Annotated in this window: 20 protein-coding genes; 14 read left to right on the top strand and 6 right to left on the bottom strand. The window is 60.2% G+C overall.

Annotation, left to right across the window (positions count from 1 at the left end):
- The first annotated feature begins 1 nt into the window (after position 1).
- The 13 genes from flhF (at position 2) to ALP40_RS15865 (ending at position 12360) form a co-directional block, all read left to right on the top strand.
- On the top strand, positions 2 to 1330 hold the full coding sequence (flhF, locus tag ALP40_RS15805) for a flagellar biosynthesis protein FlhF (protein ID WP_122209164.1): 1329 nt from the start codon (positions 2 to 4) through the stop codon (positions 1328 to 1330).
- 115 nt (positions 1331 to 1445) lie between these two features.
- Positions 1446 to 2279: a flagellar synthesis regulator FleN gene (gene fleN / locus ALP40_RS15810; RefSeq protein WP_003412391.1), complete on the top strand. Its 834-nt coding sequence runs from the start codon at positions 1446 to 1448 to the stop codon at positions 2277 to 2279.
- A complete protein-coding gene (gene fliA / locus ALP40_RS15815; protein ID WP_002554271.1) occupies positions 2276 to 3016 on the top strand; it encodes an RNA polymerase sigma factor FliA in 741 nt (246 codons plus the stop codon). The genes fleN and fliA overlap by 4 nt, the downstream gene beginning before the upstream one ends.
- Before the next feature lie 256 nt (positions 3017 to 3272).
- Positions 3273 to 3647, top strand: a complete 375-nt coding sequence (locus tag ALP40_RS15820) for a chemotaxis response regulator CheY (protein WP_161627625.1) — start codon at positions 3273 to 3275, stop codon at positions 3645 to 3647.
- Between the two features lie 19 nt (positions 3648 to 3666).
- Entirely contained in the window at positions 3667 to 4452 is a 786-nt protein-coding gene (locus ALP40_RS15825; protein ID WP_122209165.1) for a protein phosphatase CheZ, read from the top strand.
- Positions 4453 to 4484: 32 nt separating this feature from the next.
- Complete coding sequence (locus ALP40_RS15830) at positions 4485 to 6740, top strand: chemotaxis protein CheA (RefSeq protein WP_122209166.1); 2256 nt, start codon at positions 4485 to 4487, stop codon at positions 6738 to 6740.
- Between the two features lie 51 nt (positions 6741 to 6791).
- Positions 6792 to 7973 (top strand): chemotaxis response regulator protein-glutamate methylesterase, encoded by a 1182-nt coding sequence (locus ALP40_RS15835; protein ID WP_122209167.1) that lies wholly within the window; start codon positions 6792 to 6794, stop codon positions 7971 to 7973.
- On the top strand, positions 7973 to 8713 hold the full coding sequence (locus ALP40_RS15840) for a flagellar motor protein (protein WP_122209168.1): 741 nt from the start codon (positions 7973 to 7975) through the stop codon (positions 8711 to 8713). Before ALP40_RS15835 ends, ALP40_RS15840 begins: the two co-directional genes overlap by 1 nt.
- 6 nt (positions 8714 to 8719) lie before the next feature.
- Positions 8720 to 9607 (top strand): flagellar motor protein MotD, encoded by an 888-nt coding sequence (gene motD, locus ALP40_RS15845; protein ID WP_122209169.1) that lies wholly within the window; start codon positions 8720 to 8722, stop codon positions 9605 to 9607.
- Positions 9608 to 9652: 45 nt separating this feature from the next.
- Positions 9653 to 10441, top strand: a complete 789-nt coding sequence (locus ALP40_RS15850; RefSeq protein ID WP_004880799.1) for a ParA family protein — start codon at positions 9653 to 9655, stop codon at positions 10439 to 10441.
- A gap of 102 nt (positions 10442 to 10543) precedes the next feature.
- Complete coding sequence (locus tag ALP40_RS15855) at positions 10544 to 11419, top strand: CheW domain-containing protein (RefSeq protein WP_122209170.1); 876 nt, start codon at positions 10544 to 10546, stop codon at positions 11417 to 11419.
- Positions 11420 to 11476: 57 nt separating this feature from the next.
- Complete coding sequence (locus ALP40_RS15860; RefSeq protein ID WP_003370201.1) at positions 11477 to 11956, top strand: chemotaxis protein CheW; 480 nt, start codon at positions 11477 to 11479, stop codon at positions 11954 to 11956.
- A gap of 2 nt (positions 11957 to 11958) precedes the next feature.
- Positions 11959 to 12360 (top strand): DUF2802 domain-containing protein, encoded by a 402-nt coding sequence (locus ALP40_RS15865; protein WP_122209171.1) that lies wholly within the window; start codon positions 11959 to 11961, stop codon positions 12358 to 12360.
- Positions 12361 to 12438: 78 nt separating this feature from the next.
- Here ALP40_RS15865 and ALP40_RS15870 read toward each other — a convergent pair whose 3' ends face one another.
- Both ALP40_RS15870 and fnr read right to left on the bottom strand, forming a co-directional pair.
- Entirely contained in the window at positions 12439 to 12987 is a 549-nt protein-coding gene (locus tag ALP40_RS15870; protein WP_122209172.1) for an adenine phosphoribosyltransferase, read from the bottom strand.
- Between the two features lie 72 nt (positions 12988 to 13059).
- A complete protein-coding gene (gene fnr, locus ALP40_RS15875) occupies positions 13060 to 13794 on the bottom strand; it encodes a fumarate/nitrate reduction transcriptional regulator Fnr (protein WP_122209173.1) in 735 nt (244 codons plus the stop codon).
- A 151-nt stretch (positions 13795 to 13945) separates the two neighbouring features.
- Between fnr and ALP40_RS15880 the strand changes: the two genes are divergently transcribed.
- Entirely contained in the window at positions 13946 to 14413 is a 468-nt protein-coding gene (locus ALP40_RS15880) for a chemotaxis protein (RefSeq protein WP_122209174.1), read from the top strand.
- 14 nt (positions 14414 to 14427) lie between these two features.
- On the opposite strand, the gene hemN is transcribed toward ALP40_RS15880, so the two are convergent.
- From hemN to ALP40_RS15900, 4 genes are all read right to left on the bottom strand, one after another.
- Positions 14428 to 15810: an oxygen-independent coproporphyrinogen III oxidase gene (gene hemN / locus ALP40_RS15885; protein ID WP_122209175.1), complete on the bottom strand. Its 1383-nt coding sequence runs from the start codon at positions 15808 to 15810 to the stop codon at positions 14428 to 14430.
- A 104-nt stretch (positions 15811 to 15914) separates the two neighbouring features.
- Complete coding sequence (locus tag ALP40_RS15890; protein ID WP_122209176.1) at positions 15915 to 16598, bottom strand: sulfite exporter TauE/SafE family protein; 684 nt, start codon at positions 16596 to 16598, stop codon at positions 15915 to 15917.
- Positions 16599 to 16606: 8 nt separating this feature from the next.
- Positions 16607 to 16825, bottom strand: a complete 219-nt coding sequence (gene ccoS, locus ALP40_RS15895) for a cbb3-type cytochrome oxidase assembly protein CcoS (protein WP_122209177.1) — start codon at positions 16823 to 16825, stop codon at positions 16607 to 16609.
- Positions 16804 to 19254 (bottom strand): heavy metal translocating P-type ATPase, encoded by a 2451-nt coding sequence (locus ALP40_RS15900; protein WP_122209178.1) that lies wholly within the window; start codon positions 19252 to 19254, stop codon positions 16804 to 16806. Before ALP40_RS15900 ends, ccoS begins: the two co-directional genes overlap by 22 nt.

The raw sequence follows: 19254 nt of genomic DNA on the forward strand, positions 1-19254 counted from the left end.
CATGCAAGTTAAGCGATTTTTCGCCGCCGATATGCGTCAAGCCATGAAGCTGGTTCGCGATGAGCTGGGCGCTGAGGCGGCCATCATTGGCAACCGCCGTATCGCCGGTGGCGTCGAGCTGACCGCCGCGCTGGATTACAAACTGTCTGCGCTGGCTCCACGCGTTCCGAACATGGAACTCGAAGATGAGCTGCGCAAGACCCAGTCGCGCATCGTCTCCGCGCAGGCCGAACTGAACAACCGCAGCGACAGTGATGCCTCGGTCAATCTTCAGTTGTTTTCCGGCAAGGCGATCAGTGCCGCCGACACCCACATTGAGCCAACGCTTGAAGAGCCGCCGCGTCCTTTTGCTTACGCGCCCACCCCGGCAGCCGAGCCAGCGGGCGGTCAGCGTGCATTCGAGTCGATGCGCTCCGAATTGAACGGCCTGCGCGAGCTGCTGGAAGTCCAGCTTGGCTCCCTGGCCTGGACCCAACTGCAAGGCAGTCGTCCGCAGCAGGCCAACCTATGGCGTCGTCTGCAACGCGTCGGTCTGTCCGGCCCGCTGTCGCGTGACCTGCTGTCGATGATCCCTGATATTGACGAGCCACGTCAGGCCTGGCGCATGTTGCTGGCCCATCTGGCCCGCATGATTGCCGTCCCGGATGTGGAGCCGCTGGAAGAGGGTGGTGTGATTGCGATGGTCGGCCCTGCCGGCATGGGTAAGACCACCACGCTGGCCAAGCTGGCAGCCCGTTATGTGCTCAAGTACGGCGCGCAAAACATCGCCCTGGTCAGCATGGACAGTTTCCGCATCGGTGCTCAGGAGCAGCTCAAGACACTGGGCCGCATCCTCAACGTGCCGGTGACTCACGTCGATCCGGGTCAGTCGCTGGGGCAGGCGCTCGAGCCTCTGCTGCGCAAGCGTGTGGTCCTGATCGATACGGCCGGACTGCAAGCCAGTGATCCTGCGTTGCGCATGCAATTGGAAAGTCTGGCAGGTCGCGGTATCAAATCGCGTAACTACCTGGTACTGGCGACAACCAGCCAGAAACAGGTACTGACCGCTGCTTATCACAGTTACAAGCGTTGTGGCCTGGCCGGATGCATTCTGACCAAGCTCGATGAAACCGCCAGCCTGGGTGAAGTGCTGAGCCTGGCGATCAGTCATGAATTGCCGGTGGCCTACCTGACTGACGGGCCACGAATTCCTGACGATTTGCACATTCCGCGTCGTCACCAGTTGGTGAGCCGTGCGGTCAGCGTGCAAATGCAGGACGAGCCTAGCGAAGAAGCGATGGCTGATATGTTTGCCGACCTCTATCACTCACCCGGCAAGAGGGTGGGCTAAGTGATGGAGACTATTGGAATGTCCCTGCATCGATGGTCTGCCAGGCATCGTTCGTTCGCGAACGTGCAGCCCCCAATGTGGCTTCGGTCTACGCAAGACAAGGTAAAGAAATAACATGGGCAGCATGCATCCCGTACAGGTTATTGCGGTGACTGGCGGCAAAGGTGGCGTCGGTAAGACTAACGTGTCAGTGAACCTCTCGCTGGCCCTTGCCGAGCTCGGCCGACGCGTCATGCTGTTGGACGCCGATCTGGGTCTGGCCAATGTCGATGTTCTGCTGGGTCTGACACCCAAACGTACACTCGCCGATGTCATCGAAGGCCGCTGCGAGCTTCGTGACGTGCTGTTGCAAGGGCCGGGTGGCGTACGCATCGTTCCTGCCGCTTCCGGCACCCAGAGCATGGTTCATCTTTCACCCGCGCAGCATGCCGGTCTGATCCAGGCCTTCAGCGAGATTGGCGACAACCTCGATGTGCTGGTGATCGATACCGCCGCCGGCATCGGTGAATCGGTGGTCAGCTTCGTGCGCGCCGCCCAGGAAGTCTTGCTGGTGGTCTGCGACGAGCCCACGTCGATCACCGACGCCTACGCGCTGATCAAGCTGCTCAACCGCGATTACGGCATGAACCGCTTTCGGGTACTGGCCAACATGGCCCAGAGCCCTCAGGAAGGCCGCAACCTGTTTGCCAAGCTGACGAAAGTCACGGACCGTTTTCTGGACGTGGCGCTGCAGTATGTAGGCGCTGTGCCGTACGACGAGTGCGTGCGCAAGGCGGTGCAGAAACAGCGTGCGGTCTACGAAGCGTTCCCGCGCTCCAAATGCGCGCTGGCGTTCAAGGCCATCGCTCAGAAGGTCGACACCTGGCCATTACCGGCCAATCCACGGGGTCACCTTGAATTTTTCGTTGAACGACTCGTTCACCAGACCAGTGCGGGGCCTGTCCAATGACAGCGAGCGGCTACCAGATGTACAGCAAAGCTTCCCGGAATTCGCAGTACGAACTGATCGAGCGTTATGCGCCACTGGTCAAGCGTATCGCCTATCACCTGCTGGCACGCTTGCCAGCCAGCGTTCAGGTCGAAGACCTGATCCAGGCCGGCATGATCGGTCTGCTGGAAGTTTCGACCAAATATGACTCCACCAAAGGTGCGAGTTTCGAGACGTATGCGGGTATTCGCATTCGTGGCGCAATGCTCGACGAAGTGCGCAAGGGCGACTGGGCACCGCGCTCGGTCCACCGCAATACGCGCATGGTGAGTGACGCAATTCGCGCAATTGAAGCGAAAACCGGACGTGACGCTAAAGATCACGAGGTTGCGGCCGAACTCCAGTTGAGTCTCGATGATTATTACGGGATTTTGAACGATACCTTGGGCAGCCGCCTCTTCAGTTTCGACGACCTGCTTCAGGACGGCGACCATGAGGGGCTGCATGAGGACGGTGCCAGCGGTTCGCTAGAACCGTCACGCGACCTGGAAGACGAGCGCTTCCAGGCCGCCCTGGCCGATGCGATTGCCAATTTGCCGGAGCGTGAGCGTCTGGTCTTGGCGCTGTACTACGACGAAGAGCTGAACCTCAAGGAAATCGGAGAGGTCCTGGGGGTCAGCGAATCGCGAGTCAGTCAGTTACACAGCCAGTGCGCAGCTCGTTTGCGAGGGCGTTTGGGGGAGTGGCGAGCGCGTTGACAGTCAGTGTGCGGCCTGGTGCCGTGCGTTGGCTGCAAGCCGGCTGTGCAGAGCGTTGCGTGGTAACAGGATAGACAAGGCAGAAGCCTGTCGGGCAGTGCCTCGATGGGCTGTTCGTTCAGGTCTGTACCTGTCGTTTTGCCAAGCCCGTCGTCGTTTCGTACAGCTGGGGGTGTGCTGTGCCAGTATTGAGTGAACAGCGTGTTCAGGTGCTGAACGCGTTAAAGACTGCTTGGAGGTCGAATTGGACAAGAACATGAAAATCCTCATCGTTGATGACTTCTCAACGATGCGGCGGATCATCAAGAACCTGTTGCGTGACCTTGGGTTCACCAACACATCGGAAGCGGACGACGGTCTGACCGCGCTGCCGATGTTGCAAAGCGGTGCCTTTGACTTTCTGGTGACGGACTGGAACATGCCTGGCATGTCCGGTATCGATCTGTTGCGTCAAGTCCGTCAGGACGAGCGCCTCAAGAGCCTTCCAGTGCTGATGGTCACTGCCGAAGCCAAGCGTGAGCAGATCATCGAAGCTGCACAGGCCGGGGTGAACGGTTATGTCGTCAAGCCATTCACGGCTCAAGCGCTGAAAGAAAAGATCGAAAAGATCTTTGAACGCGTCAATAGCTGATGCATGCCGCGAGGGCGCTATGGATAACAATGATTCGATGGCCGACTTTGAGTCGACCCTGAAAAGACACGCGCAGGAACTCGTGACCAGCCTTGAAAAAGGCCGTTTCGGCGAAGCTGTGCAACTGATCCATGAGCTCAACCAGACACGTGACCGCGGCCTTTATCAGGAAGTGGGCAAGCTGACGCGTGAGCTGCACAGTGCAATCGTCAACTTCCAGATCGATCCGCACATGCCTCAGGCCGAAGAGGTGTCGCAGATCACGGACGCCACCGAGCGTCTGGGCTATGTTGTGCGGCTGACCGAGAATGCGGCCAACCGCACGATGGATCTGGTCGAAGAAAGCACACCTGTCATGAACGCTCTGAGCACCGACGCCAAGGCGTTGAGCGAAGACTGGGGACGTTTCATGCGCCGCGAAATCGGTGCTGAAGAGTTTCGCGATCTCGCTAAGCGGGTCGATGGTTTTCTGACGCGTACCGAGAAGGAAACCCACGAGGTTTCTGCGCACCTCAATGACATTCTGCTGGCCCAGGATTACCAGGACCTCACCGGTCAGGTGATCAAGCGCGTCACGCAATTGGTCACTGAAGTGGAAGGCAATTTGCTCAAACTGGTGCTCATGGCCAGTCATGTCGATCGCTTCGCAGGCATCGAACATGACGAAGAATCCATCCTTGCTGAAAAAGATCCTAAAAAACATCTCTCCAAGGGTGAAGGTCCGCAGATTCATGCCGATAAACGGGAAGACGTCGTATCCGGACAGGATGATGTAGACGATCTGCTATCGAGCCTCGGCTTCTAGGTCTGTTGACGGTTAATTTTAGGGAGCACCCCATGAGCTTCGGCGCCGATGAAGAAATCCTTCAGGATTTTCTGGTAGAGGCCGGCGAAATTCTGGAGCAGTTGTCAGAGCAATTGGTCGAGCTGGAAAGCCGACCGGATGATGCTGATCTGCTCAATGCAATTTTTCGCGGTTTTCACACTGTAAAAGGGGGCGCCGGCTTCCTCCAGCTCCATGAGCTGGTGGAGTGCTGCCATATCGCCGAAAACGTGTTCGACATCCTGCGCAAGGGTGAGCGTCGCGTTGACTCCGAGCTCATGGATGTGGTTCTGGAAGCGCTGGACACTGTCAACAGTATGTTCGGCGAAGTACGCGAACGTACGGATCTGACGCCAGCTACGCCGGAATTGTTGGCGGCGCTGTCGCGTCTGGCCGAACCGCAGTCCAACGATGAAGTCGCGGTTGCTGAGCCTGAGCCTGAACCTGAACCGGTGGCCGAAGTGGCTGCTCCGGTTGCCGAGGCGGCTGGCGGTGACGACATCACCGACCACGAATTCGAACAGTTGCTCGATTCGCTGCACGGCTCCAAGCCGATTTCAGCACCTGCGGCGGCCCCGGCTGCCCAGGCCTCGTCGAGCGATGAGATCACCGATCAGGAGTTCGAATCCCTGCTCGACCAGTTGCATGGCAAAGGCAAGTTCGCGGCCGAGGCTGCGCCAGTGCCAGCGCCTGTTGCCAAAAGCAGCGGCAACGCGTCTGGCAGTGACGAGATCACTGACGACGAGTTTGAAGCGCTTCTGGATCAGTTGCATGGCAAGGGCTCGTTCGACGCTGCCGTCGTTGCGCCTGCGCCCGCCGTTGCGGCCAAGGCACCTGCGGCCGCTGCTTCAGCGTCCGCGTCCGATGAAATCACCGATCACGAATTCGAAAACCTGCTGGATGAGCTGCACGGCAAGGGCAAGTTCGAGCCGGAGGCCATCGTCGCGAAAGCGCCTGCACCCGCTGCCAAACCTGCCGCAGCACCGGCTGCCAAGGCCGCACCTGCGCCTGCACCGGCTGCCGCCGCCAAGCCAGCCGCTGCCGCACCTGCGCCAGCGCGTGCTCCGGCGGCTACCGGTGAGAAACCCGTTGCATCGGAAGCCGAAACCACGGTACGCGTTGATACGGCACGCCTGGACGAGATCATGAACATGGTCGGCGAACTGGTGCTGGTGCGTAACCGTTTGGTGCGCCTGGGGCTCAACAGTGGCGACGAAGCCATGTCCAAGGCGGTTTCCAACCTTGACGTGGTGACTGCCGACCTGCAGACCGCGGTGATGAAGACCCGGATGCAACCGATCAAGAAAGTCTTCGGCCGCTTCCCGCGTCTGGTTCGTGACCTGGCCCGCCAGCTCAAGAAAGAGATCATCCTTGAATTGGTGGGTGAAGAAACCGACCTGGACAAGAACCTTGTCGAGGCTCTGGCCGACCCGCTGGTCCACTTGGTGCGCAACGCGGTCGACCACGGTATCGAAACGCCGGAAGAACGCGAAGCCACTGGCAAGTCCCGCGGCGGCAAAGTGATCCTGGCGGCCGAGCAGGAAGGCGACCATATCCTGTTGTCCATTTCGGACGACGGCAAGGGTATGGACCCGAATGTTCTGCGCGCCATCGCGGTCAAGCGCGGCGTGATGGATAAAGATGCCGCCGATCGTCTGAGCGACACCGATTGCTACAACCTGATCTTTGCACCGGGCTTCTCGACCAAGACCGAGATTTCCGATGTGTCCGGCCGCGGTGTGGGCATGGACGTGGTGAAGACCAAGATTTCCCAGCTCAACGGCTCGATCAACATCTACTCGACCAAGGGTCAGGGTTCGAAGATCGTCATCAAGGTTCCGCTGACGCTTGCGATCATGCCAACCCTGATGGTCATGCTGGGCAATCAGGCCTTTGCGTTCCCGCTGGTCAACGTCAACGAGATCTTCCACCTGAACCTGTCGACCACCAACGTCGTCGATGGTCAGGAAGTGGTGATCGTGCGTGACAAGGCCTTGCCATTGTTCTACCTCAAGCGCTGGCTGGTCAGTTCGGCAGCGCACGAAGAACAACGCGAAGGGCACGTGGTTATTCTGTCTGTCGGCACCCAGCGCATCGGCTTTGTCGTCGATCAACTGGTCGGTCAGGAAGAAGTGGTGATCAAACCGCTGGGCAAGATGTTGCAAGGTACGCCAGGCATGTCGGGCGCCACCATCACCGGTGACGGTCGCATTGCCTTGATTCTCGATGTACCGAGCATGCTCAAGCGTTACGCCGCACGGCGTATTTGATTCTGGGGTTGCGGGCAGCTTCGGCTGCCTGCGGCGCCTATTGGAGTGTTTATGGCAGTCAAGGTCCTGGTGGTGGATGATTCCGGTTTCTTCCGCCGCCGCGTTACGGAAATTCTTTCTTCGGACCCCAACATCCAGGTTGTCGGCACGGCAACCAATGGCAAGGAAGCTATAGAACAGGCGCTCGCGCTCAAGCCTGACGTGATCACGATGGACTACGAGATGCCGATGATGGATGGCATCACGGCGGTGCGTCACATCATGCAGCGCATTCCGACTCCGGTATTGATGTTCTCTTCACTGACACACGAAGGTGCCCGCGTTACGCTGGATGCACTGGACGCCGGTGCGGTGGACTTCCTGCCCAAAAATTTCGAAGACATCTCGCGCAATCCGCAGAAGGTCAAGCAACTGCTGTGCGAGAAGATCAACAGCATCTCGCGCAGTAATCGCCGTTTCAGCGGCTCAAGTACTGCATCGACCGCCCCGGTTTCCGCTTCGCCCTCGTCGACTGCACCTGCCGCTCGCTCGGCCGCGCCAGCACCTGCGGCGGCTACGCCTGCGCGCACCGTACCGCCGCGAACGGCTGCGCCTGCGCCGCACGCGGCCCATGCCCATGCCCAGCCGCATGCCCCGGCCCATCCGACGACCTCGGGTACGCCCAAGCGCAAGGCCTACAAGCTGGTGGCGATTGGTACGTCCACTGGCGGTCCGGTGGCCTTGCAGCGTGTACTCACTCAATTGCCTGCCAGTTTTCCGGCACCGCTGGTGTTGATCCAGCACATGCCGGCTGCGTTCACCAAAGCCTTTGCCGAGCGCTTGGACAAGCTGTGCAAGATCAGCGTCAAGGAAGCCGAGGACGGTGATGTATTGCGTCCGGGTCTGGCCTTGCTGGCCCCAGGTGGCAAGCAGATGATGATCGACAGTCGCGGCACCGTGAAGATTCTGCCCGGCGACGAACGCCTCAACTACAAGCCGTGCGTAGACATTACTTTCGGTTCGGCGGCCAAGTCTTACGGCGACAAGGTGCTGTCGGTGGTCTTGACCGGTATGGGCGCTGACGGCCGTGAGGGCGCACGCCTGCTTAAGCAGGTCGGTAGCACGGTCTGGGCGCAAGACGAGGCGAGCTGCGTCATCTATGGCATGCCGATGGCCATCGTCAAGGCCGACCTGGCCGATGCGATCTACAGTCTGGACGACATGGGTCGCCATCTCGTCGAGGCGTGCCTCTGATGGATGTACTGAGTCTGATCGGTCTTATCCTGGCGTTCGTTGCGATCATCGGCGGCAATTTTCTCGAAGGCGGGCACCTCAGTGCGCTGCTCAACGGACCGGCCGCGCTGATCGTGATTGGCGGCACGCTGGGTGCTTCGCTGTTGCAGGCGCCCATGAGTGCCTTCATGCGTGCCATGAAAATCGTTCGCTGGGTGCTTTTTCCGCCGCGCGTCGATCTGCCCGGTGGCGTCGATCGCGTGATCGGCTGGAGCATGACTGCCCGCAAGGAAGGCTTGCTGGGTCTTGAATCGGTGGCTGACGCCGAGCCTGACAGTTACGCTCGCAAGGGCCTGCAATTGCTGGTCGACGGTGCCGAACCCGAGGCGATTCGCAGCATTCTGGAAGTGGATTTCATCACCCAGGAAACCCGTGACATCCAGGCCGCCAAGGTGTTCGAAAGCATGGGCGGCTATGCGCCGACCGTGGGCATCATCGGGGCGGTCATGGGCTTGATTCACGTCATGGGCAACCTGGCCGATCCCAGTCAGCTGGGCAGCGGCATTGCCGTGGCGTTCGTCGCAACCATCTACGGTGTCGCGACCGCCAACCTGATCCTTCTGCCGGTGGCCAACAAGCTCAAGGCCATTGCCCATCGGCAGGCTCGTTATCGCGAAATGCTGCTTGAAGGTCTGCTGTCCATTGCCGAGGGTGAAAACCCGCGCTCCATTGAACTCAAGCTGCAAGGCTTCATGGAGTAAGACCTCATGGCTCGACGTCGTCAGCCCGAAGAACACGAAAACCATGAACGCTGGCTGGTGTCCTACGCCGACTTCATTACGCTGCTGTTCGCGTTTTTCGTGGTGATGTACTCGATCTCGTCGGTCAATGAAGGCAAGTACAAGATTCTGTCCGAAGCGCTGGTGGGTGTGTTCAACGACGCCGAGCGCACCATGAAGCCGATCCCTATTGGTGAGCAGCGTCCGGTCTCGGTCAAGCCGTCCGAGCCTCTGCTCAAGGACAGCGAGGAAACCGATGCGGGCATTGCCTCTTCGGCCAGCGACCCGTTACAGACCATTGCTCAGGATGTGCGCGATGCGTTTGGCGATCTCATCAAGTCCGACCAGATGACCGTGCGCGGCAACGAGCTGTGGATCGAGATCGAGCTCAATTCCAGTCTGTTGTTCGGCAGCGGTGATGCAATGCCCAGCGACAAGGCGTTCACGATCATTGAAAAGGTGTCAGGCATCGTCAAGCGCTTCGACAACCCGATTCACGTCGAAGGCTTCACCGATGACCAGCCCATCAGTACCTCGCAATTTCCGACCAACTGGGAGCTGTCTTCCGCACGCTCGGCCAGCATCGTACGCATGCTGGCAATGGATGGCGTCAACCCCGCACGGCTTGCGTCCGTGGGGTATGGCGAATTCCAGCCAATCGCCCCAAACACCAACGCCACCGGGCGCGCCAAGAACCGCCGCGTGGTGCTGGTCATCTCGCGAAACCTGGATGTGCGTCGCAGCCTGACCAGCACTGGCACCGCCAATGCACAACCTGATGCGGCATTGAGGCGTGCTGGCACACAAACTGCACCGGTGCCAGCAAAGCCGCCGGTACGGGCAAACACTGTCAATTCTCCGTCACCCGCTCCTTAACCTCGTATCGGTACGGTCGTCGCTGTACGGAAGGAAAAATCATCAATGAGAGTCTGGGCAGTAGCCAACCAGAAAGGTGGAGTCGGAAAGACCACCACGACCATTGCCCTGGCCGGTCTGCTGGCCGATGCGGGCAAGCGTGTCGTCGTGGTCGATCTCGATCCCCACGGCTCCATGACCAGCTATTTCGGGCATAACCCTGACGAGCTTGAGCACAGCGCTTTCGATTTGTTTCTGCACAAAGGCGTCGTGCCTGACGGCCTGCCGGGGCAGTTGCTGCTGCCCACCAGCGACCAGCGTATCTCGCTGATTCCGTCGAGTACCGCGCTGGCGACGCTGGAGCGTCAATCGCCCGGTCAAAGCGGTCTGGGTCTGGTGATTGCCAAGAGCCTTGCACAGTTGTGGCAGGATTTTGACTACGCGCTGATCGACAGTCCGCCGCTGCTGGGGGTGCTGATGGTCAACGCGCTGGCCGCCAGCCAACAACTGGCCATTCCGGTGCAGACCGAATTTCTTGCGGTAAAAGGCCTGGAACGCATGGTCAATACCCTGACCATGATCAACCGCTCACGAAAAGTACCGTTGCCGTACACCATCGTGCCGACCCTGTTCGACCGTCGCACCCAGGCGTCGATGGGGACGTTGAAATTGTTGCGCGACAGTTTCCCCGAGCACGTCTGGCAAGCCTATGTGCCGGTGGACACGCGTTTGCGCGATGCCAGCCGCGCCGGTTTGACGCCGTCGCAAAACGACAGCAAGAGCCGCGGCGTGATCGCGTACCGGGCGTTGCTCAAGCACATGCTCGCCGAGCAACTCAATGCTCAGGTGGCGTGACATGCACGCTCATTCTTTCTCTGCTGTCAGCTCAAGTGATCCCTCAATGCGGCCGATAACTCTATCAGGCTGCACTCGCTCTTTTTATTGTTGGGCCCCGGTATGAACCGCCCGTTAGAAGTTGCAACACGACCCAAGCTGGCTTTGCAGTCTTACCTGGATGCTTTGCTTCAGGACGCGACTGAGGAGCCGGACGCCCCGGACAACGACATCGACGACTTTCAAGCGGCGGTGCTGGAAGAACAGGCGTTCGATGCCCGCAGGCAGGCACAGATCAAGCCCGTCGCGGTTGCCGTTGCGGCACCTGCTCCGGTAGCAGTACCGGTTGTGGTCGCGGCGCCGGTGGTAACGCCGGTGGTCGAGATCGCTCCGGTGATCGTGGCCGAGGCAGTGGTGGACGTTGAGGTGCCCGTTGAAGCGCCGACGATCGAGCTGGTCGAGCCGGTAGCCGAGCTGAGCGTCATGACGCCCCAGCGAACGCCGACGCCACCGCCCACCAGCGATGGTCGTCCAGCCTGGGCCGCCGAGCCGTTCGAATGCCTGCTGTTCGATGTGGCGGGTCTGACACTGGCGGTGCCGCTGGTATGCCTGGGGTCGATTTATCCGCTGGCGGGGCAGGAGCTCACGCCGCTGTTCGGTCAGCCGGACTGGTTTCTGGGGATCCTGCCTTGTCAGGCAGGCAACCTGAAAGTATTGGATACCGCGCGCTGGATCATGCCTGATCGCTACCGCGACGATTTTCGCCAGGGGCTGCAGTATGTGATTTCGGTTCAGGGCTACGAATGGGGGTTGGCGGTGCATCAGGTCAGTCGCTCGCTGCGTCTTGATCCGAATGAAATCAAGTGGCGGACACAGCGCGGCCAGCGGCCGTGGCTGGCGGGCACAGTGATCGAACACATGTGTGCGTTGGTGGACGTTGCAGAGTTGGCCGAGCTGATAGCCAGTGGCGCGGTCAAGCAGTTGAACAAGCCGAAATAATCATGGGTCGTCGCCAGTCGCGTCGCCCGCAGAGTACACACGTGAGGGGTTAGGGGTATGAATAAGTCGTCTGCACAGGGTTCTGAAGATCCTATCCTGCAATGGGTTACGTTCCGCCTGGACAATGAGTCCTATGGCATCAATGTGATGCAGGTTCAGGAAGTGCTGCGCTACACCGAAATCGCTCCGGTACCGGGTGCGCCAAGCTACGTGCTGGGCATCATCAACCTGCGCGGTAATGTCGTGACCGTGATCGATACCCGTCAGCGCTTCGGCCTGGCACCGGTCGAAGTCAGCGACAACACCCGTATCGTGATCATCGAAGCCGACAAGCAAGTGGTCGGTATTCTGGTCGACAGCGTGGCTGAAGTGGTTTACTTGCGTCAGTCCGAAGTCGAGACCGCGCCAAACGTCGGTAACGACGAGTCGGCCAAGTTCATTCAGGGCGTCTGCAACAAGAACGGCGAGCTGTTGATTCTGGTCGAGCTGGACAAGATGATGTCCGAAGAAGAATGGTCCGAGCTGGAGAACATCTGATTGTGATTGTTGAGGTTGCTGTCGTCTTTCTGGGCATTCTCTGGGTCGTTACCCTGGGAATGTTCCTGACCCATACCAAGCGTCAGCGCAAGCTCGACGCCGAGCGTGACGCGGCGGCGGCCTTGCGTGATCAGCGTATCAAGGAGTTGGCCCGTCGCGTGGACAACTTCCAGAGCGGCACGGTACGTATGGGTGAAGACCTGCACGAACTGCGCGCCATCGTCGCACCGTTGCCTGACAAGCTGACGGCGCTTGAACAGCGCGATCCCTCCACGCTGTCCTTCGCCCAGGCTGCGCGTCTGGTCGGTATGGGCGCCAGCATCGACGAACTGACCCAGTCCTGTGGACTGACACAGGCCGAAGCGCAGTTGATGACCAAGCTGCACGGCAACCCGACGGGTTGACCCACTCGATAAGCCCGGTTCATTCATGACCGGGCTTGTTCGTCTTATCGCTTTGCTCAGTCGTGCTTCAGCAGCGTCTTACTGTTCGTCCAGTGCGAACTCGGTCAGACAGAATGTTGGAATGGCCATCGCCTGAAGACGCTTCGAACCGCCCAGCTCCGGCAGATCGATGATCGCTGCCGCTTCATGGACCTGCGCACCCATGCGGCGGATCAGGTTGGCGGCGGCAATCAGCGTGCCTCCGGTTGCGATCAGGTCATCGAACATCACCACCGAATCGCCATCGCACAGGCTGTCGGCATGCACTTCCAGATAGGCTTCGCCGTATTCGGTCTGGTAAGCCTCGGACAGCACGTCAGCCGGCAGTTTGCCCTGCTTGCGGAACAGCACCAGTGGCTTGTTCAGTTCGTACGCCACCACCGAACCGATCAGAAAACCGCGCGCGTCCATGACGCCGATGTGGCTGAAATCGGCCTCTATGTAGCGCTGCACAAAACTGTCGATCACCTGGCGGGTTGCCTTGGGCGACTGGAAGAGTGGGGTGATGTCACGAAAAACGACGCCAGGCTTGGGGAAGTCCACGACCGGGCGTATCAGGGATTTGAAGCTCAATTCATCGAAAATCATCAGAGGTGATCCGGGGCAAGATTGGCCGATAGTTTAAGCCGACCAGCCCCGGATCGCACCCCCGCAGTCCGATCAGCTTTGCATGGCACCGCCAGCCAGGGCGCAGAGCTGGATCGGGTCCAGGATATGAACCTCCTTACCCTCGGCCGTAATCAGCTCGTTTTGCTGAAAACGGGTGAACACCCGCGAGACGGTTTCGACCGCCAGCCCCAGGTAATTACCGATTTCATTGCGCGACATGCTCAGTCGGAATTGATTGGCCGAAAAGCCTCGCGCCCGGAAGCGTGCCGACAGGTTGACCAAAAACGTTGCGATGCGCTCATCAGCGGTCTTTTTCGACAGCAGCAACATCATCTGTTGATCATCGCGAATCTCGCGGCTCATCACACGCATCAACTGCCGACGCAATTGCGGCAACTGTACCGAGAGCTCATCCAGACGCTCGAAGGGAATTTCACACACTGATGTGGTTTCCAGCGCTTGTGCTGAAACCGGATAAGCCTGGGCGTCCATTCCGGACATCCCCACCAGTTCGCTGGGCAGATGAAAACCGGTGAGTTGTTCTTCTCCGGCACCGCTGAGACTGAATGTCTTCAGAGCGCCGGAGCGAACGGCATAGACGGATTCGAACGTGTCACCCTGGCGAAACAGGAACTCACCTTTCTTTAGGGGGCGGCCTCGCTTGACGATCTGGTCAAGCGAATCCATGTCATCAAGATTCAACGAAAGAGGCAGGCAGAGCGGGGCGAGACTGCAATCCTTGCAATGAGCCTGGTTTGAAGCACGTGACTTGGCGGGCTCGGACATCACTTAATTCCTTGTGGGAAATCACACATAAGACGTAAGGGTAACCCACCCAAGGCAAGTAGGGCCAGTCTGGAAAGTTCTCATGCCATCAAGGTTCAGGGTCGGTTGGCGATAGCCTTTCAACCTACAATCCAATGCAGGAAGCTCATCCATGTCGATCACGTTGCCCCTCAACCTGACTGTGAATGTCCCGGTTTCGTCAGTGCAGATGACCCCGTCTTCGTCTGCGACTGCGGACGTCGAACCAGCGGCAACCGAGGCCCGAGGTATTGAAGTAAATCTGTCGCCCGAAGGCAAGGCGGCTGCCGCGTCGGGGTCCAGAGACGCCGATATCGAGCAGAGCGGTTTGCCGGAAGGTGTTCAGAAACTGCTCAAGGCCATCCGTGAATTGCAACGCAAGATGGAAGAAACGCTAGAGCAGATTCAGCAGATACTCAACGATCAAAGCCTCAGCGACACCGAGCGGCAAACCAAGGTGGCCGCGCTGCAAACGGCGCTCGGTGCGTTGCAACAACAGATCAGCAGCACCAATTCCGACCTGACCGTGATGATGAATCAGCTCAAGCTGGACGAGGGCAGTAAAACGCTGGCGCGCTCGCTGATGGTGGCCAGGAATTGACCTCACCCAGGGCGTCAGATCGCCTGTGAGAAGCGTTGACGGTTCTCGGGCGTCAGGTATTCATCGAACACACTGCACACGGAGCGCACCAACAGACGGCCAGCGGGCAATACCTCAATGCGTTCAGCGTCCACGGTGATCAGCCCGTCACGGGCCAGTTCGATCAGTCGCGGCCATACCGAATCGAAGTGGCGTTTGAAATCAATGCCGAAGCGCTGTTCGATGGACGCGAAATCAAGCCGTAAATGGCAGATCAATTGTTGAATGACTGCGCGCCTGATCCTGTCGTCTTCATTGCAGACACGTCCGCGCCTGGTTGCCAGTTGATCGCTGGCGAGCAGGCGTTCGTAGTCCGTCAGGTCGCTGCTGTTCTGGCTGTATAAATCCCCCACCTGACTGATCGCCGACACCCCCAGCCCGATCAGATCGCAATGTCCGTGGGTGGTGTAGCCCTGAAAGTTGCGCTGCAGCGTTTGCTCTTCTTGAGCGATCGCAAGGTCGTCGTCGGGCAGGGCGAAGTGATCCAGGCCGATATAGCGATAGCCTGCCTCGGTCAACTGTGAAACGGTGCGCTCCAGCATGCTCAGCTTACTGTCGGCGCGGGGCAGATCGGCCCGCTGGATACGCCGCTGGGGCATGAAGCGTTCGGGAAGATGGGCGTAATTGAACACCGACAGCCGGTCCGGTTGCAGGCCGATGATGGCCTCTACAGTGCTGGCGAAGGTGTCAGGTGTCTGTCCGGGCAGGCCGTAGATCAGGTCGATATTGACCGAGCGAAACTGCAGCGTCCGTGCGGCTTCGATCAACGCCTGGGTCTGCTCCAGGCTTTGCAGGCGATTGATCGCACGCTGCACCGTCGGGTCCAGATCCTGTACGCCCAGGCTGATGCGATTGAACCCCAACTCACGCAGCAAGCCCATCGTCGCCCAATCGGCTTCGCGGGGGTCGATCTCGATGCCATAGTCTCCCGAATCGTCGTCCAGCAGCGTGAAGTGCGTGCGCAGATGCGCCATGAGTTGGCGCAGTTGAGCATGACTGAGAAAGGTCGGCGTGCCGCCCCCGAAATGCAATTGCTCGACCACCTGAGCGGGGTCGAGATGGCAGGCAAGCATCTGAGCTTCATGCATCAAACCCTGCAGATAAGCCTGCGCCCGACCGCGATCTTTGGTGATGACCTTGTTGCAGGCGCAGTAGTAACAAATGTTGGCGCAGAACGGGATATGCACGTACAGCGACAAGGCTCGCATCGCCTTGCGGCTGTCACGCAACGCATGCAGCAGATCGAACGCCCCGACGTCAGTCTTGAACTGTACGGCCGTGGGGTAGGAGGTGTAGCGCGGCCCGGTGAGGTCGTAACGGCGGATCAGGTCGGAATCCCAACGAATGACGTCCAGCATGTGCGCGCTCCCGGGTGGGCTGGTGATGGCTGGAGCATACGAGGCGCCTGTTCAAAGGGTGTTGACGTGGATCAACCGGCCTTTCAGCCACGTTGTCCGAACGATCAATGCCCCATCAGCCAGTGCTGATGAGGGCCTGGCAAGGTCCAGAGTCCAAACAGGATGACCAGCACGCCGCCTGTCGCGCGCACGCTGCGTTTGCGCAGCAACGCGGTGGTGCGCTCGGCCGCAAGGCCGGTGGCGAGCAACACCGGCCAAGTGCCCACGCCAAACGCCAGCATCAGCAAGGCGCTGTCGAGGGCGTTTCCCTGACTGGCGGCCCAAAGTAGCGTGCTGTAGACCAGCCCGCAGGGCAGCCAGCCCCACAGGGCACCGAGCAGAAGGGCGCGAGGAACGCTGGAAATGGGCAGCAGGCGCGTGGCGAAAGGCTGTAGATAACGCCACAGACCTCGGCCCAGACGCTCGATGCGGGTCAGACCGCTCCACCAGCCTGCAAGGTACAGCCCCATTGCAACCAGCAGCAGAGCAGCCACTACGCGTAGCGTCGTCGCCCCTGGACTGTTGGCCACGGCCCAGCCGACCATTCCGCTGAAAAAGCCGGCAACCGCATAGCTGACGATGCGTCCCAGGTTGTAGGCCATTAATAGTCGCAGTCGGTGCGCCCGTTGCTCGCGAGGAATGGCCAGAGTCAATGCGCCCATCAACCCGCCACACATACCCAGGCAATGCCCGCCGCCCAGCAGCCCCAGTACCCACGCAGATAGCAGCAGGGGGATAAGGTCAAACATGACGGGCTTCAGGCATCAGGATTTCCGTCGTGACCGTGGGCGTTGGAATCGTGCGTGTGGCTTCGCGCCGCGGCCTTATGATCGGGGTCTTGATCGTCGAACAGAATGCTGTGGGCGGGGCCCTCCATGTCATCGTACTGACCGCTGTCCACCGCCCAGAAAAAGACGTAGATCGCGATGGCCACCAGCAGCAGGGCGGCAGGAATCATGATGTAGAGCGCAGGCATAATCTCTCCCGGGTTGATCGAGTGGCGCGCGGAAGGCGGCTCAAGCGCAAGGCGTTGAGCACCACGATCAGCGAACTTACAGACATGCCGATAGCGGCCCAGGCCGGTGTGATCCAGCCCAACGCCGCAAATGGCAGCATCAGGCCATTGTACAAGCCGGCCCACAGCAGGTTTTCGATAATCACCCGGCGTGTGCGTCGCGCCACACCCAAGGCGTCAATCAGGCTGCGCAGGCGGTTGGACAGCAGCACCGCGTCGGCACCGGTTTTGGTCAGGTCAGTGGCCGAGCCCATTGCTACGCTGACGTTGGCTGCCGCCATGACCGGCACGTCGTTTACGCCGTCGCCGATCATCAACACAGAATGTCCCTGTGCCTGCAGTGTTTGTAGCACCGCCAGTTTGTCTTCCGGACGCAACCCGCCGCGGGCGTCGTCGATGCCCAAGGTGATTGCCACCGATTGCACCATCGGCGAGCTGTCTCCAGACAGCAGCAGGGTCTTCCAGCCACGCGCCTTGCAGGCGTGCAACAACGCGGCAGCGTCTTCACGTAGCCGGTCATCCAGACCGAACCAGGCGAGCGGGCCTTCGGTATCGCCCAGCAACAGCCACTGGCCAGTTTCGTCGGGCATCGGCAGCACGCCAGTACCGCTCAGCGCGCAGACGAACGCTGGCTGGCCGATGCGAAGGCGGTGGCTGCCCACGCGGCCTTCCAGTCCACGTCCTGGGGTATTCAGTACGTCGTGCGCCGCCTGAGGCGCACGGCCGAATGCACGGGCGATGGGGTGTTCAGACCGGCTTTCCAGCGCGGCGGCCAGCTCCAGACAGGCGTCTGCACTCAGGCTGCCCAAAGGGCGGACAGCCCGCAATGTCAGGCGTCCTTCAGTGAGTGTGCCGGTCTTGTCGAAGATGACGGTGTCGATGGTATTCAGGGCTTCCAGCACATGGCCGCGGGTGAGCAACAGGCCCAACCCGTGCAGCGTACCGGTCGCAGCCGTCAGGGCCGTGGGCGTTGCCAGCGACAAGGCACAGGGGCAGGTGGCGACCAGCATGGCCAGCACGACCCACACGGCGCGGGACGCGTCCAGCTGCCACCAGATGAGGCCGATAATGGCAGCGGCGCTCAAGGACAGCAGCACGAACACCTGCGCAGCGCGGTCCGCCATCTCGGCCAGTTTCGGCTTGTCTGTCTGAGCGCGCTCCAGCAAACGAACGATGGCCGACAGTTGCGTGTCATGCCCCAGCGCGAGGACCTGAACCGTCAGGCTCCCCTCGACATTGAGCGTACCCGCCGTAACGCTGTCGCCGACCTTACGCGGTCGGGGCAGGTATTCGCCGGTCAGCAGGGACTCGTCGACACTGGATTGCCCGTCGAGAATCCTGCCATCCACCGCAATCACCGCGCCAGGCGGCACCCGCACCTGATCATCCATGCGCAGCTCAGTGAGCAGAACACGCTCGGTCTGTCCGTCGGCAGTCAGCCGCAGGCAAGAGGCAGGCAGTACATTGACCAGTTGCGCCGTTGCCGACGCCGTGCGCTCGCGAGCCCGACGTTCCAGATAGCGCCCGGCCAGCAGAAACAGGGCGAACATGCCGACCGCATCGAAGTACAGCTCTCCTGATCCGCTGATGGCGGTCCAGATGCCTGCGACATAAGCGATGCCGATGGCCAGCGATACGGACACCTCCATCGTCAGGTGGCGGCTGCGCAGGTCGCGCAGCGCACCACGGAAAAAGGGCGCGCAGCTGTAGAACACGATAGGGGTCGTCAGAAACAGGGCGACCCAGCGCAAAATCGTGTGCATCGACGGGCTGAGGTCCATGTTGAATTCCGGCCAGGTCGCCATAGTTGCCATCATCACCTGAAACCAAAGCAGACCGGCGACGCCCAGTTGTCGCAGCGCCAGCCTGTTTTCGCTCGCCAAGCGTTCGGCAGCGTGGTCGGCCTGCCACGGGTGCGCCACATAGCCGATGCTGCGCAACGCGTTCAGCAACTGACTGAAGGCAAGCTGATCACTTCGCCAGCGCACCCGCAGGCGATGATTGGACAGGTTCAACTGCGCCTCGGCCACGCCTGGCAGTTTGCGAAGACGGCGTTCGATCAACCAGCCGCAGGCCGCGCAACTGATGCCTTCGATGAGCAGGGTGGTTTCCGACAGGCCTTCTTGCTGACGAACAAAAGGGGCTTGCACGTTCGCACGGTCATACAGCGCCACCTCGTCGAGCAACTGCACCGGCAGGCTTTCCGGGTTGCCGGACGACTCACTGCGATGCGCGTAATAGTCTTCCAGCCCGCCCGCGACAATCGCCTCGACCACCGCCTGACACCCGGGGCAGCACAGCTCGCGGGTCTTGCCGAGTGCCACGGCAGTGAAGCCACTTCCCGCAGGTACGGGCAGGGCGCAGTGATAGCAGAGCAGGGGCGCGCTCAC

Source organism: Pseudomonas viridiflava, from assembly GCF_003702045.1.
Lineage (GTDB): Bacteria > Pseudomonadota > Gammaproteobacteria > Pseudomonadales > Pseudomonadaceae > Aquipseudomonas > Aquipseudomonas viridiflava_C.

What these genes read in the sequence shown, in the direction of transcription:
- flhF (WP_122209164.1), top strand. Translation starts at nt 2, where the DNA reads ATGCAAGTTAAGCGATTTTTCGCCGCCGATATGCGTCAAGCCATGAAG.
- fleN (WP_003412391.1), top strand. Translation starts at nt 1,446, where the DNA reads ATGGGCAGCATGCATCCCGTACAGGTTATTGCGGTGACTGGCGGCAAA.
- fliA (WP_002554271.1), top strand. Translation starts at nt 2,276, where the DNA reads ATGACAGCGAGCGGCTACCAGATGTACAGCAAAGCTTCCCGGAATTCG.
- ALP40_RS15820 (WP_161627625.1), top strand. Translation starts at nt 3,273, where the DNA reads ATGAAAATCCTCATCGTTGATGACTTCTCAACGATGCGGCGGATCATC.
- ALP40_RS15825 (WP_122209165.1), top strand. Translation starts at nt 3,667, where the DNA reads ATGGATAACAATGATTCGATGGCCGACTTTGAGTCGACCCTGAAAAGA.
- ALP40_RS15830 (WP_122209166.1), top strand. Translation starts at nt 4,485, where the DNA reads ATGAGCTTCGGCGCCGATGAAGAAATCCTTCAGGATTTTCTGGTAGAG.
- ALP40_RS15835 (WP_122209167.1), top strand. Translation starts at nt 6,792, where the DNA reads ATGGCAGTCAAGGTCCTGGTGGTGGATGATTCCGGTTTCTTCCGCCGC.
- ALP40_RS15840 (WP_122209168.1), top strand. Translation starts at nt 7,973, where the DNA reads ATGGATGTACTGAGTCTGATCGGTCTTATCCTGGCGTTCGTTGCGATC.
- motD (WP_122209169.1), top strand. Translation starts at nt 8,720, where the DNA reads ATGGCTCGACGTCGTCAGCCCGAAGAACACGAAAACCATGAACGCTGG.
- ALP40_RS15850 (WP_004880799.1), top strand. Translation starts at nt 9,653, where the DNA reads ATGAGAGTCTGGGCAGTAGCCAACCAGAAAGGTGGAGTCGGAAAGACC.
- ALP40_RS15855 (WP_122209170.1), top strand. Translation starts at nt 10,544, where the DNA reads ATGAACCGCCCGTTAGAAGTTGCAACACGACCCAAGCTGGCTTTGCAG.
- ALP40_RS15860 (WP_003370201.1), top strand. Translation starts at nt 11,477, where the DNA reads ATGAATAAGTCGTCTGCACAGGGTTCTGAAGATCCTATCCTGCAATGG.
- ALP40_RS15870 (WP_122209172.1), bottom strand. Translation starts at nt 12,987, where the DNA reads ATGATTTTCGATGAATTGAGCTTCAAATCCCTGATACGCCCGGTCGTG.
- fnr (WP_122209173.1), bottom strand. Translation starts at nt 13,794, where the DNA reads ATGTCCGAGCCCGCCAAGTCACGTGCTTCAAACCAGGCTCATTGCAAG.
- ALP40_RS15880 (WP_122209174.1), top strand. Translation starts at nt 13,946, where the DNA reads ATGTCGATCACGTTGCCCCTCAACCTGACTGTGAATGTCCCGGTTTCG.
- hemN (WP_122209175.1), bottom strand. Translation starts at nt 15,810, where the DNA reads ATGCTGGACGTCATTCGTTGGGATTCCGACCTGATCCGCCGTTACGAC.
- ALP40_RS15890 (WP_122209176.1), bottom strand. Translation starts at nt 16,598, where the DNA reads ATGTTTGACCTTATCCCCCTGCTGCTATCTGCGTGGGTACTGGGGCTG.
- ccoS (WP_122209177.1), bottom strand. Translation starts at nt 16,825, where the DNA reads ATGCCTGCGCTCTACATCATGATTCCTGCCGCCCTGCTGCTGGTGGCC.